We start from the raw sequence: 11,920 nt of genomic DNA on the forward strand, positions 1-11,920 counted from the left end.
ATTGTGAACTGATGCCGTTTTCCGGCTCGTTACGCGGTACGGACGTCGCTCCCCCCGGATCCCGAAAGGCCCGTACCTGAGATGAAGCCGACCACCCGAGGAACCCTCGCCGCCGTCGTCACGGGCGTCGCGGCCGCGGCAGCCGCCGTGGGCGCCGCCGCCACGCCCGCCGCCGCGGCCGGCACGATCCCCGTGACCGTGCCCCTGGACGGCGTCTCGGAGTCCCTCGACACGGAGATGCCCAGGCTCGGCATGGAGCTGCCGTTGCTGACGCCCGGCGCCCCCGACGGACCGCGCTACGTCGAGGGCCGGCTCCTCCCGGACCGGGCGCTGCCGCAGGTGCCGGTCAGCGGCGGACTGCCCGGCCTGGATCTGCGCGCCCCGCTCCCGCACGTCCTCGGCGACCGCTTCGACCACGCCGGTGTCGACGCCCCCGCCGCCGGCCTGCGCACCCTCGCCCCCGGCCTGTCGGCGGACGCCCCGCTCACCGCGCCCGACCCGCGGAACTTCGGCCTGCCGGGCCCGAAGCTGCCTCAGGCCGGCGTGCTCGCCCCGGTTCTGCAGACGGTCGCCGGCGGCGAGCTGGGCACCGGACCCGGCCTCTGACTTCCCGCGCGGTGCGGCCACTTCGGGCCGGTCGTGTGCACCGGACGGCGGCGCGGCGGTGACCGGGCAGCCCCTCGGACGGTTACCGGTATCGACACAGATCGGTGAACCGTACGAGGAGTGAGCATGGTCGTCGGAGTCGGTGGCGTGACGGTGGGCGCGGAGCCGGGAGCCGGGCAGCCGGACAGAGCCGGGACGGGCAGAGTCACGCGGCGCGAGATGACGAGGGGACTGCTCGCCTCCGCGGCCGCGCTGGCACTCGCCCCGCTCGTGGCGGCCTCCCGGCCGGTGCCGTCGACGGGCATGCCGACGGGCACCTCCTTCGACGAGACCTACCGGGGCCGCCGTATCCACGGCGTACTGGTGCCGACGGAGGGGCGGGCCGTCGGCGGGGGCGAGTGGCAGGTCACCGTGGACGGCCGGCCGCTGCATCTGATGCGGCGGGCCGACGGCACCTGGCTGAGCATGGTCGACCACTACAGCTCCTACGCGACCCCGCTGGCGGCGGCCCGGGCGGCCGTCGACGAGATCGGGCCCGGGCAGCGGCTGCGCGACCTGGCCCCTGGACCGATGGGCGGGGGACACATGCACATGGGGGGCGGCCATGGCGTACGTGCGTAAGAACGTCGGCAGGCTGACGGCCGGTGAGCGAAAACGGCTGGTGAAGGCCTTCCTGGAGATCAAACGGCGGGGCGAGTACGACGAATTCGTGCGGATGCACATCGACTACTACACCCCCGACGGCGACGACGGGCTGCGCACCGCCCACATGGCGCCCTCCTTCCTGCCCTGGCACCGACGCTTCCTGCTGGACCTGGAGCGCGCCCTGCGCAGGGTGGACTCCTCGGTGACCGTGCCGTACTGGGACTGGACCAGGGACCGTACGCGGTCCTCCGTCCCCTGGACGAAGGACCTGCTCGGCGGGAACGGCCGGGCCCGGGACCAGCAGGTGATGACCGGGCCGTTCGCGTACTCCGCCGGGCACTGGACCATCAAGGAGGGCATCACCGACGGGCAGTTCCTCGCCCGGGACCTCGGACGCGCCCGCGACCCGATCGAGTTGCCCACCAGCGCTGAGCTGAACCGGGCGCTGGACGACCCCACGTACGACGCCCCGCCCTGGGACTCGACCGTCACCCGCGGCTTCCGCAACAAGCTGGAGGGCTGGGGGACCGGCAGCGGCAGCGCGTCCTGGCACAACCACAACCGGGTGCACCGCTGGGTCGGCGGCGCGATGCTCGGCGGGGCTTCCGTCAACGACCCGGTCTTCTGGTTCCACCACGCCTTCATCGACCTGCAGTGGGAGCGCTGGCAGGCCCGGCACCGCGGGCAGCGCTATCTGCCGGCGAACCCGCCGGGCCTCACGGACCCGCAGCACGAACGGATCGTCGCCCGCGGCGAGAAGCTGCCGCCCTGGGGCGTCACCCCGCAGTCGCTGGAGGACGTGAGCCGGATCTACCGGTACGCCTGAGGCGCCCCGGAGACGGGATGAGCCCCGGTGCCGAGGGCACCGGGGCTCATCCGTATGCGGTGGCTCAGTGGCCGTAGCCGCCGCCCTTGTTGTCGCCGTCCTTGTGGTGGTGGCCGCCGTCGTTGACGCAGGTGTTGCCGAAGGCCGGGTTCAGCAGGCCGGCCGCGCTGACGGTGTTGCCGCACACGTTGACCGGGATGTTGACCGGCACCTGGATGACGTTCCCGGACAGCACGCCGGGCGAGCCGACGGCCTCGCCGTTGGCGCCCGCGTCGGCCAGGGCCAGGCCGGCCCCGCCGATCACCACAGCGCCGGTGCCGAGGGCGACGACCGCGGCCTTCGCGATGCGAGACATCACGTTCTCCTTCTTGTTGCTTGGGGAGTGCGGCGGCAGGACCAGCCGCCGCACTCCCCGTTCAACGCCCCGACCTGCGGCTGGTCACGCCGATCGGCGGACGATCACCCCAAGGGCCGGGATCAGGGCAGCCGCCGTAGCGGGGAGCCCGTCAGGAAGGAGGTGATGTTCTCCACCGCCTGGCCGTAGTACGTCCGGTAGTTGGCGTAGGAGACATAGCCGAGGTGCGGGGTGGCCAGGAGCCGGGGCGCGGTGCGCAGCGGGTGGGCGGCGGGGAGCGGTTCGATGTCGAAGACGTCGACTCCGGCGCCCGCGATACGGCCCTCGTGCAGCGCGGCGAGCAGGGCGTCCTGGTCGACGAGGGCCGCCCGGGAGGTGTTGACGAGGTAGGCGGTGGGCTTGAGGAGGGCGAGTTCGGCGGCGCCGAGCAGACCGCGGGTGCGGTCGCCGAGCGCCAGGTGGACGGAGACGAAGTCGCTGCCGGCCAGCAGTTCCTCCTTGCTCGGGGCGAGTTCGACGCCCACCTCCTCGGCGCGCTTCTCGGTGAGGTTCTGGCTCCAGGCGCTCACCCGCATCCCGAAGGCGAGCCCGACCTGCGCGACCCTGCTCCCGATCTTCCCGAGCCCCAGCAGCCCGAGCCGCCGCCCGTGCAGATCGGCGCCGACCGTGGACTGCCAGGGGCCGCCGGCGCGCATCGCCGCGCTCTCCTCGACCAGCCCCCGGGCCAGCCCCAGCAGCAGCGCCCAGGTCAGCTCGACGGGAGGGGTCGAGGAACTCTCCGTACCGCACACCGTGACCCCGTTCGCCTCGGCGGCGGCGTAGTCGATGACGCTGTTGCGCATCCCGGAGGCGATCAGGAGGCGGAGCCGGGGAAGCCGGTCGAGGAGGGAGGCGGGGAAGGGGACGCGCTCGCGGAGGGTGACGACGATGTCGAAGTCGGCGAGGACGGCGGCCAGTTCGTCCTCGTCCGTGAGGTGGTCGCGGAGGGCGACGACATCGACATCGTCGGCGAGGGCCGACCAGTCGGCGCACTCCAGGGCCACGCCCTGGTAGTCGTCCAGCAGCGCACAGCGAAGACGCATCAGTAACTCCCCGGCAGGCAGTGTGCGGTGCAGCAGCCTACTCAGGGGCCCGCGCATGGGGCGGCGCCGCCCGACAGGCGGACGGCGCCGGTGCACGTGGTGGTGTGCGCGTGCTTACTTGAAGGCGTGGATGTTGCGCTCGGCCCAGCCCGCGAAGGAGCCGGCCGGGCGGCCGAGGATCTTCTCCACGTCGGGGCTGACCCGCTGCTCGGCGGGGAGCGGCGTGCCGATGATGTCGAGCGTGCCGTCGATCACCGGCTCGGGCATGAACCGCGCCATGTGCTCGCGGGCCTGCTCACGGGTGAGCTCCACGAATCCCACCTCCTCGCCGAGCGCCGCGGCGAACGCGGCGGCCTGCTCGCGCGGGGTGACGGCGGCCGGCCCGGTCAGCTCGTAGGTCTGCCCGGAGTGGCCCTCCTCGCGCAGCACGGCGGCGGCGACCTCGGCGATGTCCGCCGGGTCCACCACCGGCAGCGCCACGTCGGCGAACGGGGCGATCACGGCCCGCTGGGTGCGGACCGCCTCGGCCCAGCCGTAGGCGTTGGACGCGAAGCCGCCGGGCCGCAGGATCGTCCAGTCGAGGCCCGAGGAGCGCACGGCCTCCTCGAACTCGCGGAGCCGGCCGTGCGAGAGCACGTCCGGGCGGGTGCCGTTGATCTGCGAGGACAGCAGCACCACGCGCCGTACACCGCCCGCCGCGGCGGCCGCCACCACCTCGGTGGCCGGGGCTCCGCCGCCGAGCAGGTCGCCGGCCAGCAGGATGAAGAGGGCGTCCGCGCCGTCCACGGCGGGGCGCAGCGTATCGGGTTCGGCGAGGTCGGCCCGGACATGCCGGGCGCCCTCCGGGAGGTCGTAGGAGAGGGGACTGCGCGAGACGGCGGTGACCTTCGCGCCCGCCGCGGCGAGTGCCTCGACGAGCGGACGGCCGACGTTTCCGGAAGCTCCGGTGACAACGATCACGATGACTCCAAAGAGGGTGTTGTAAAGGGGAGTTGGTTGATGTCCACGACGCTAGCATCCTTCAGATAGTAGGTACCTAGAGGAAAGTGGCTATGCCGCCGCCGTGTGGGTGACGGACGCCTCCCGCGGTCCGTCGTACTGCTCGGTGAGGGCGCGGCCGAGGCGGGCCAGGTGTTCGCGGGCCAGGGGCGGCCCGACCACCTCGACGCGGGTGCCGAGGCCTGCCAGCTGCGCGGCCAGCACCTCCACCGACGGGCCGGCGGCCTCGATCTCCCGGCGGCCGTCCGGCAGCAGCCGGCCGATGCCCAGCCGCCCGCCGAACAGCTGCTGGAGCAGGGACAGGGCGTCCGGTTCCGCCCGGGCCTGGACGGTCGCCGCGAACAGCCGGTCCTCCAGCTGGGTGACCAGGGTGCGCCAGGCGGCCGCGAGGTCGAAGTCGGCGGGGCGGCTCACGGGTTCGCCGGTCGGTTCGACCGAGGTGACGCGGCCCAGCCGGAAGGAGCGCAGCCCGTGGTCGGTGCCGGCCACGAGGTACCAGTGGCCCGCCTTGAGGACCAGGCCGAGCGGGTCCACCGTGCGGTCGCTCGGCGTGCGGTCGCTCGGCGTGCGGCCCGGGCGGGCGTAGCCGAGCCGCACCCGTACCCCGTCAAGCACCGCGCGCTCCAGCGCCCTGTGGTGCGTGCCGCCGGTCATCATCGCCGTGCGCGACCAGTCCAGGTCGTCGACCATCCGGGCCCGGGACGCCGCCTCCGCGTGCGGGCGCAGCGGTTCCGGGATCGCGCGCAGTAACTTGCGTAGTGCCGCCCGCAGTTCGGGAGAGGCCGCCGACGAGCCCGCAGCCAGGAACAGGGCCTGGATCTCCGGTGAGGTGAGCCCGGTCAGATCGGTCCGGGCGCCGCCGACCAGCCGCCAGCCGCCGCCCCGGCCGCGCTGCGCATAGACCGGTACGCCGGAGGCGGTCAGGGCCTCCAGGTCGCGCCGCGCGGTGCGTTCGGAGACCTCCAGCTCGGCGGCGAGCTCCGCGGCGGTCACCCGGCCCCGCGCCTGGAGGAAGAGAAGAGCGGCCACCAATCGGTCAGCTCGCATCAGAGATCAGCCTTTCGTGGAAAGTGGCCGGAGGGTGGCCTGTTTGGTCGGGAGACTCGATGACATGACCGACACCACGAAGCCCGCAGACCCCCGCGACGGACTGCTGAAGGCCGTCGACCTGGCCGGCTCCGTCCTCGCCGCGCTGCGGCCCGAGGACTACGACGCCACCACCCCGTGCCCCGACTACTCGGTGCGCCAACTGTCCAATCACCTTGTCTCCGTGGTCCGCAGGGTTGCCGTGATCGGCGCCGGCGGACAGTTCTTCTCCGTTCCGCACTTCGCCGAGGACGTCGCCGACGGCGACTGGGCCAAGGCCTGGGCGGCCGGCGCCGAGGAGCTCCGTTCCGTCTGGTCGGACCCCGCGATCCTGGGCCGGGAGATCGGCCTGCCCTGGGGGCCGGTCCCCGGCGCCGCCGCCGCGGTCATCTACACCAACGAGTTCGTCCTGCACACCTGGGACCTGGCCAAGGCGACCGGCCAGGAGCCGGAGTGGGACGACACCGTGCTGGCCGCCCCGCTCGCCGCCATGCAGCGCGCCGTCCCCCGCGAACCGCGCGGCGGCCAGGTGCCGTTCGGCCCCGTCGTCGACGTCCCGGAGGACGCCCCCGCCATCGACCGCCTGGTCGGCTGGTACGGCCGCAGGCCCTGAGCCCGCGACGCGCGAGCGTTCGGGAACCGCTTCGAGAGGCCGCCGGACTGCGTTGTCCGGCGGCCTCTCGTGTGTGCCCGCCAAGTTCCTGCGGGTGCCCGGGGGATGTGGCGCCGGGAACCTGGCGGGCGGTCCGGGGAGGTGCGGTCAGACGGTGCCTATGGCCTGCGGGAAGCAGAAGAAGCGGTACGGGTCGTACTTGGCCTTGACGCGGGCCAGCCGGGAGTAGTTCTCCGCGTAGTACGACGCCTTCCAGGCCTTCAGCGACGGGTCCATCCAGTTCTGGTAGGTCTCGCCGTTCGACAGCGGGTCGATCGTCGCGAAGCCGTTGCCCACCCAGGAGTTGGCGACCGCCTTGGCCTCGTCGGTCACCTGGGCCGGGTCGTTGATGAAGACCCGGTAGTTGACCGAGAAGAGCGAGTCGCGGTGCACATACGCGGTGTCGGTGCGCGCCGGGGTGTTGGCCTCGCCGCCGAAGAAGTGGAAGTCCAGGTAACGGGACTGGCCCGTCCTGCGGTTGGCGTCGAACGCGGTCATCACGTCCGCCCAGCCGCTCGCCGGGTACGGGCTGCTGCCCAGGCGGGTCCGCTCCACGCCGTAGGCCGGGCGGGACAGCGTGCCCTGCGGGGTCTTCCCGGAGCGCTGGCACTGCGCCTCGGTGAGGTTGGAGCAGCCGAAGATCATCATCATGAGCTGCTGGTACGTCATGACGCCGCTCTGCTGCTGCAGGGGAGCCCCCGTCAGGGCGGTCAGCCGGGCGGCCTCACCGGCCAGTTCGGTCGGCGTACCGCGCGAGGCGAGGAAGACGTTGGCCTGCGGCACCGAACCGGGCGCCGCGTCGGGCTGCACCACATAGGCGCCGCCGCCGATGGTGTGCGGGGCGTCCACCAGCCAGCGGGCCACCCCGTCCAGCACGTCGGCCATGCTGTCGTAGGGGAAGATCAGGTTGCTGAAGGCCATCTGGTCGCCGCTGTGCGGGGTGACCGTGAACTTGGTGACGATGCCGAAGTTCCCGCCGCCGCCGCCGCGGATCGCCCAGAACAGGTCCGGGTACTGGGTCGCCGACGCGGTCACCGTGGAGCCGTCGGCCAGCACCAGGTCGGCGGACGTGATCGCGTCGCACGCCATGCCGGTCGGCCGGGTCAGGAAGCCGAAGCCGCCGCCCTGCAGGAAGCCGCCGGCGCACACCGTCGGACAGCCGCCCTCGCTGACCACCAGGCTGTGCGGGGCCAGCGCGTTGAGGATGTTGACGTTCTGCGCGCCCGGACCGATCTCCACGGACGAACTGCTGTTCACCGTGACGGCGTTGAGCCGGGACACGTCGATGATCAGGCCGGGGGTCGTCGACCAGCCGCCGTAGTTGTGGCCGCCGCTGCGCACGGCGGTCCGCACGCCCTGGTCCTGCGCGAAGCGCACACAGGCCGCGACGTCCGCCGGGCTCTGGCAGTACGCGACCGCCTGCGGGTTCACGGCGTCGAACTGCGCGAGTTCCACCTGCCGGGCGATGGTGTAGTAGGAGTCGGTGGGCAGCACGAGCGTGCCCGAGAGCCGGTTCGCCAGCGAGCTCCACGGCGTCGAGGAAGCGGTCGACGAGACGGTCGACGAGGTTTCGGCGGCGACCGGGGCGGCGGGCAGGAGGGCGAGGCCGGCAGCGGTCGACCCGGCGCCGAGCAGAGTTCTACGACTGATCACACGGTGTCCCATGGTTGATGCGGGTGTGGTGGAGAAATGGCTGGTGGGGGAAGCGGCCCGCGCGGGGAGCGGAGAGTGGGTGGCACCGCACCCCGCGCGGGCCCGTCGGTGGGGCGCGGTCAGGAGACCTTCTTGCCGCGCGCGGCGGACTTGACGACGCCCTTGAGCATCGAGCGGCCGAGGTCGCGCATCTCCTTGGGCCCGTTGGTGCTCGCCCACCACATGAACTTGATCATCGTGGGGGTGGTGGCCCGGTAGAAGCGGTGGTCCTCGCCGTCCTTCCAGCCGAAGGGCGTGTTGACCGACTCGCAGTCGTTGATGGCCTGGAAGACGATGTCCGCGGCCTTGTCGCCGTCGATCTCGCCCGCCTCGTACCGCTCACAGGTCTCGTGGGTCACGTCGAGCAGGTGCTTGAAGGCGTGGCTGTCCGGCCACCACAGGCCCGGGTAGGGGGCGTTCTCCATCTCCCGGAAGTGCCGGTCGTCGCCGTCCAGCTGGTACTCCTGGCGGGCCTGGATCTGCCGCATGGTGGCCGGCGTGGTGAAGCAGGCCCAGACCCGGAACACCGCGTTCCAGAGCCGGAAGTGGGAGAAGGCGATGTACGAGCTGTTGACGATCATGTCGTTGTAGGTGAGCAGCCCCTGCTCCAGGCGCTCGACGTACTCGAAGCGCTTCGCGGAGAAGTCGTCGTCGCGCAGCGCCTCCAGGAGGCGGTAACACAGCGCGTCCACCACCTCGAAGGTGTTGGACAGACCGCGCGAGTACAGCGGGTCGACGAACCCGGCCGCGTGCGACATCAGGCACCAACGGTCGCCGATCGTCTGCTTCGACGAGTACTGGATGCGGTCCGGCGTCGACACCCACTCGCGCACCCGGCGCGCACCCTCGAACTGGCGCTTCACGGCCGGGTACTTGTCGAGGTAGTGGTTGAACTCCTCGTCGGGGGTCATGTCCTTGGGCTGCGGGTACAGCCGCTCGTCGAAGGTGAGGCCGACGCTGCACATCGGGTTGCGGGAGTCCTCGTAGTTGTCGAACGGGATGATCCAGAACCAGCCGCGCTCGATCAGGTGGTGCAGGGTGCCGCCGTGGAACGGGGACTCGGCCGGGGGCCGCAGCGCCTCGGGGTAGTTGCACACGTCGTCGTACGGCTTGATGCCGACGTAGTGCGTGAAGAGCGACCGCGCGTGGTGCTTGATGCGGGACGGCTTCTCGCGCAGGTCGAACTTCTGGGCGAGCGGGGAGCGGAAACCGCTGGCGTCGATGAGGTACTTGGCGCGGAACACCTCGCCGTTCTGCCCGGTGACCGTCACCCCCTCGTCGTCGAAGTCGAGGTCGGTGGCGCGCCAGTTCTGCCGCAGGGTGCAGCCGTATTTGGCGGCCACGTTGAAGTAGTAGGTGTCGGTGTCCTGGCGGAACATGTGCGTTGCTTCGGTCAGCATCTTCGGGATGACGAACATCGTCGCCTCGCGCGGGTCCGGCTCCCGGTCCGGGACGTGCCGGACGAAACCGAAGCTCTGCTTCCTGCCGTGGTGGGCACCGATGTACTTGGTGACCGCCTTGACGTCGAGCAGGTGCTTGAGCTCGGGCACGTCGTAGCGCACGGCGAGGATGTGGAGCCACTCCACGAGCTGCGGGTTCTGGGACTCGCCGACCGCGAACCGCGGGTGCTGGCCGGCGTCGACGAGCACGACCTTCGCGCCCTGCCGGGCCAGGATCGCGCCGGTGATCGAGCCGCCGATCCCGGCACCCAGGATGACGACGTCGCACTCGGTCCACTGGTCGGCCGCGGGGGCCCTCTTCTCCGCCGGGGTCTTGGCGGGTATCTCTGTCTCGGCCTTGCCGGTCAACTCGGAACTCCTCTTCTGACGAGGCGTCGGCGCGGGTGGTCGACGCCGACCGGGCGTGCGGTCAGCTGTCGGTGGGGGCGCCGAACCAGCGCTCCAGGGCGGCGGTCAGACCCTCGGCGGAGCCGTCGGGGGAGACCCAGGCGATGTAGCCGTCGGGGCGGACCAGCAGGTCGGCGGCCGGGGCCTCGGGGTCGGGCCGGGAGGCGGTGACGACGTCGACGCGGCCGGCCCAGCCGGCGGCGGCCGCGGTGAGGGCGTCGCCGCCCCGCAGGTTCAGCAGCAGCGCGCGGCCCCGGGTGAGCAGTTCGTAGGTGGTCGTCTTCTCGTCGCCGACGATCAGCTCCTGGTCGGGCAGCCGGTGGCCGAGCAGCGGGTGGCCGCCCTCGCCCATGTCGTAGGTGATGTCCAGGCCGGTGACCAGGCCGACGAGGTGGCGGCGGACCGCCTCGATGCCGACCAGTTCGCCGAAGAGCTCGCGCAGCGGCTGCATCTCGGGGCCGCCGAGGTACAGGGAGCGCTGCACCAGGGTGTTGGCGACGATCCGGCCGCCGACCGGGTGGCGCTCGGTGTGGTACGTGTCCAGCAGGCCCTCGGGGGCGTGGCCGTCCAGTGCGGCGGCCAGCTTCCAGCCGAGGTTCACCACGTCGCCGACGCCGGCGCTGATGCCCTGCGCGCCGATGGGCAGGTGGATGTGGGCGGCGTCGCCGGCCAGGAAGACCCGGCCCGCCCGGTAGGCGGCGGCCTGGCGGCTGGCGTCGGTGAAGTAGCTGGTCCACAGCGGCCGGTAGCCGTGGATGTCCTCGCCGGTGACGCGCTGGAAGGCGTCCGCGACCTCCGGGAAGCTGGGCGCCTCCTGGGTCGGGCGGACGCCGGCGCCGCGCTCGAAGACGACGACCCGGGTGGCCTGCGGGCCCAGCGGGAGGACCACGACCATGCCGGACCCGCCGACCTCGCCGGTCGGGCGGATGCGCAGCTCGTTGGTGGCGACGTCGGCCATCAGCATCTCGATGGTGGCGCTGTTGCCGGGGAAGTCGATGTCGGCGAGCCGGCGCACGGTCGAGCGGGCGCCGTCGCAGCCCACCAGATAGGCGGCGCGCAGCCGTTCCACGCCGTCGGCGGTGGCCACCTCCACCTCGACACCGGTGTCGTCCTGGGCCGTGCCGATGACCTCGTGCCCGCGCCGGATCTCGGCGCCGAGACCGGTCGCCCAGGCATTCAGAATGGCCTCGGTACGGGACTGCGGAACACCGCGGACACCGAAATTTCCGCCCTCGATGATGCGGTAGTCGATGGGCAGTCCACCGAAATGACCGAAGGGTATCGTCTCGAGTTCACCGAATTTTTCGAGAAGTCCGCGCTGTCCGAACTCCTCGATGGTACGGGCCGAGAACCCCAGCGCCCGGGACTGCTGCATGGGCTCGGTCAGCCGGTCGAGCACGATCACCGAGCGCCCTGCCAGGCGGAGTTCACCGGCGAGCATGAGTCCGGCCGGGCCGGCTCCGGCGACAATTACGTCGGCATGAAAATCGTCCATGTTTCCTCTCCCAACTGGACTTTTCTCCAGTATTCCGGGGGAGCCCGAGAAGCTGAACGGCCACAAGTACAGGTCTCTGACAATTTTCGTCAGAGGATTTCCAGCTGTGTCAGGTGCCGGAAACGGGCGGGGGTGCCGGGAGAAACGCGCGAGGGTGCCGGCGGGAAATCTCCGGCACCCTCGGTCGGCCTCGCTGTGGGTCCTTGCTGTGGGTCCTTGCTGTGGGTCAGAGCAGGCCCAGCACCCGGTCGACCCGGATCTCGATCACCACCAGGCCCGGCGGCTCCGGCGGCGGCGACCAGTAGCGCTTGGCGTACTGGCGTACCCCCTCCTGGATCCGTAACGGGTCCTCGCTGACGGTGCCGGTGCCCTCCAGGGTGACCCAGTGCGGGCCCACCGTCTGGCAGAGGGAGACCCGGCTGCCGGGGGCGGCCAGCAGGTTCCTGGCCTTACGCCGTGTCACCGCGGTCATGACCCGGGCCAGGCCCGCCTCGCCGTCCCAGGTGAACCGCACGGGGGTCACATGGGGCGAGCCGTCGGGGCGGATCGTGGTGAAGGTGCACAGATGGTTCTCGGCGAGGAAGGCCTCGGCCGCGGGCGACAACCGCAGTGACGTCGGCATACCGGCTCCGTTC

The 11,920-nt window shown here is 71.8% G+C and carries 12 protein-coding genes; 4 read left to right on the plus strand and 8 right to left on the minus strand.

The window, feature by feature from the left end; genetic code table 11:
- Positions 1 to 81 precede the first annotated feature (81 nt).
- From EDD90_RS34995 to EDD90_RS35005, 3 genes are all read left to right on the plus strand, one after another.
- A complete protein-coding gene (locus EDD90_RS34995; RefSeq protein WP_123976874.1) occupies positions 82 to 606 on the plus strand; it encodes a hypothetical protein in 525 nt (174 codons plus the stop codon).
- 126 nt (positions 607 to 732) lie between these two features.
- Entirely contained in the window at positions 733 to 1,227 is a 495-nt protein-coding gene (locus tag EDD90_RS35000) for a tyrosinase cofactor (RefSeq protein WP_123976875.1), read from the plus strand.
- The gene (locus EDD90_RS35005) at positions 1,211 to 2,077 is read left to right on the plus strand and encodes a tyrosinase family protein (protein WP_185149330.1); all 867 of its coding nucleotides are present in this window, start codon (positions 1,211 to 1,213) and stop codon (positions 2,075 to 2,077) included. The genes EDD90_RS35000 and EDD90_RS35005 overlap by 17 nt, the downstream gene beginning before the upstream one ends.
- 64 nt (positions 2,078 to 2,141) lie before the next feature.
- Here EDD90_RS35005 and EDD90_RS35010 read toward each other — a convergent pair whose 3' ends face one another.
- The 4 genes from EDD90_RS35010 to EDD90_RS35025 all read right to left on the minus strand — a co-directional run bounded on the left by EDD90_RS35010 (position 2,142) and on the right by EDD90_RS35025 (position 5,560).
- Positions 2,142 to 2,432, minus strand: coding sequence for a chaplin (locus EDD90_RS35010; protein WP_185149331.1), 291 nt, complete (start codon positions 2,430 to 2,432; stop codon positions 2,142 to 2,144).
- Positions 2,433 to 2,554: 122 nt separating this feature from the next.
- Positions 2,555 to 3,514 (minus strand): D-2-hydroxyacid dehydrogenase family protein, encoded by a 960-nt coding sequence (locus EDD90_RS35015; protein ID WP_123976877.1) that lies wholly within the window; start codon positions 3,512 to 3,514, stop codon positions 2,555 to 2,557.
- Positions 3,515 to 3,628: 114 nt separating this feature from the next.
- Positions 3,629 to 4,474: an SDR family oxidoreductase gene (locus EDD90_RS35020; RefSeq protein WP_123976878.1), complete on the minus strand. Its 846-nt coding sequence runs from the start codon at positions 4,472 to 4,474 to the stop codon at positions 3,629 to 3,631.
- Between the two features lie 90 nt (positions 4,475 to 4,564).
- Complete coding sequence (locus EDD90_RS35025) at positions 4,565 to 5,560, minus strand: YafY family protein (RefSeq protein ID WP_123976879.1); 996 nt, start codon at positions 5,558 to 5,560, stop codon at positions 4,565 to 4,567.
- A 64-nt stretch (positions 5,561 to 5,624) separates the two neighbouring features.
- On the opposite strand from EDD90_RS35025, the gene EDD90_RS35030 reads away from it, so the two are divergent.
- A complete protein-coding gene (locus EDD90_RS35030; RefSeq protein WP_123976880.1) occupies positions 5,625 to 6,212 on the plus strand; it encodes a TIGR03086 family metal-binding protein in 588 nt (195 codons plus the stop codon).
- A gap of 147 nt (positions 6,213 to 6,359) precedes the next feature.
- On the opposite strand, the gene EDD90_RS35035 is transcribed toward EDD90_RS35030, so the two are convergent.
- The 4 genes from EDD90_RS35035 to EDD90_RS35050 form a co-directional block, all read right to left on the minus strand.
- Positions 6,360 to 7,904 carry an FAD-binding oxidoreductase gene (locus EDD90_RS35035; protein ID WP_185149332.1) on the minus strand — a complete coding sequence of 515 codons (1,545 nt, stop codon included), beginning with the start codon at positions 7,902 to 7,904 and terminating at the stop codon, positions 6,360 to 6,362.
- A gap of 119 nt (positions 7,905 to 8,023) precedes the next feature.
- Positions 8,024 to 9,751 (minus strand): NAD(P)/FAD-dependent oxidoreductase, encoded by a 1,728-nt coding sequence (locus tag EDD90_RS35040; RefSeq protein WP_311737236.1) that lies wholly within the window; start codon positions 9,749 to 9,751, stop codon positions 8,024 to 8,026.
- A gap of 61 nt (positions 9,752 to 9,812) precedes the next feature.
- Complete coding sequence (locus EDD90_RS35045; protein WP_123976882.1) at positions 9,813 to 11,285, minus strand: FAD-dependent monooxygenase; 1,473 nt, start codon at positions 11,283 to 11,285, stop codon at positions 9,813 to 9,815.
- Positions 11,286 to 11,511: 226 nt separating this feature from the next.
- Positions 11,512 to 11,907: a pyridoxamine 5'-phosphate oxidase family protein gene (locus EDD90_RS35050; protein ID WP_123976883.1), complete on the minus strand. Its 396-nt coding sequence runs from the start codon at positions 11,905 to 11,907 to the stop codon at positions 11,512 to 11,514.
- Positions 11,908 to 11,920: the final 13 nt, after the last annotated feature.

Source organism: Streptomyces sp. Ag109_O5-1 (assembly GCF_003814875.1).
Classification (GTDB): domain Bacteria; phylum Actinomycetota; class Actinomycetes; order Streptomycetales; family Streptomycetaceae; genus Streptomyces; species Streptomyces sasae.

Coding starts and splice junctions, on each gene's coding strand:
- EDD90_RS34995 (WP_123976874.1), top strand. CDS start 82: ATGAAGCCGACCACCCGAGGAACCCTCGCCGCCGTCGTCACGGGCGTC.
- EDD90_RS35000 (WP_123976875.1), top strand. CDS start 733: ATGGTCGTCGGAGTCGGTGGCGTGACGGTGGGCGCGGAGCCGGGAGCC.
- EDD90_RS35005 (WP_185149330.1), top strand. CDS start 1,211: ATGGCGTACGTGCGTAAGAACGTCGGCAGGCTGACGGCCGGTGAGCGA.
- EDD90_RS35010 (WP_185149331.1), bottom strand. CDS start 2,432: ATGTCTCGCATCGCGAAGGCCGCGGTCGTCGCCCTCGGCACCGGCGCT.
- EDD90_RS35015 (WP_123976877.1), bottom strand. CDS start 3,514: ATGCGTCTTCGCTGTGCGCTGCTGGACGACTACCAGGGCGTGGCCCTG.
- EDD90_RS35025 (WP_123976879.1), bottom strand. CDS start 5,560: ATGCGAGCTGACCGATTGGTGGCCGCTCTTCTCTTCCTCCAGGCGCGG.
- EDD90_RS35030 (WP_123976880.1), top strand. CDS start 5,625: ATGACCGACACCACGAAGCCCGCAGACCCCCGCGACGGACTGCTGAAG.
- EDD90_RS35045 (WP_123976882.1), bottom strand. CDS start 11,285: ATGGACGATTTTCATGCCGACGTAATTGTCGCCGGAGCCGGCCCGGCC.
- EDD90_RS35050 (WP_123976883.1), bottom strand. CDS start 11,907: ATGCCGACGTCACTGCGGTTGTCGCCCGCGGCCGAGGCCTTCCTCGCC.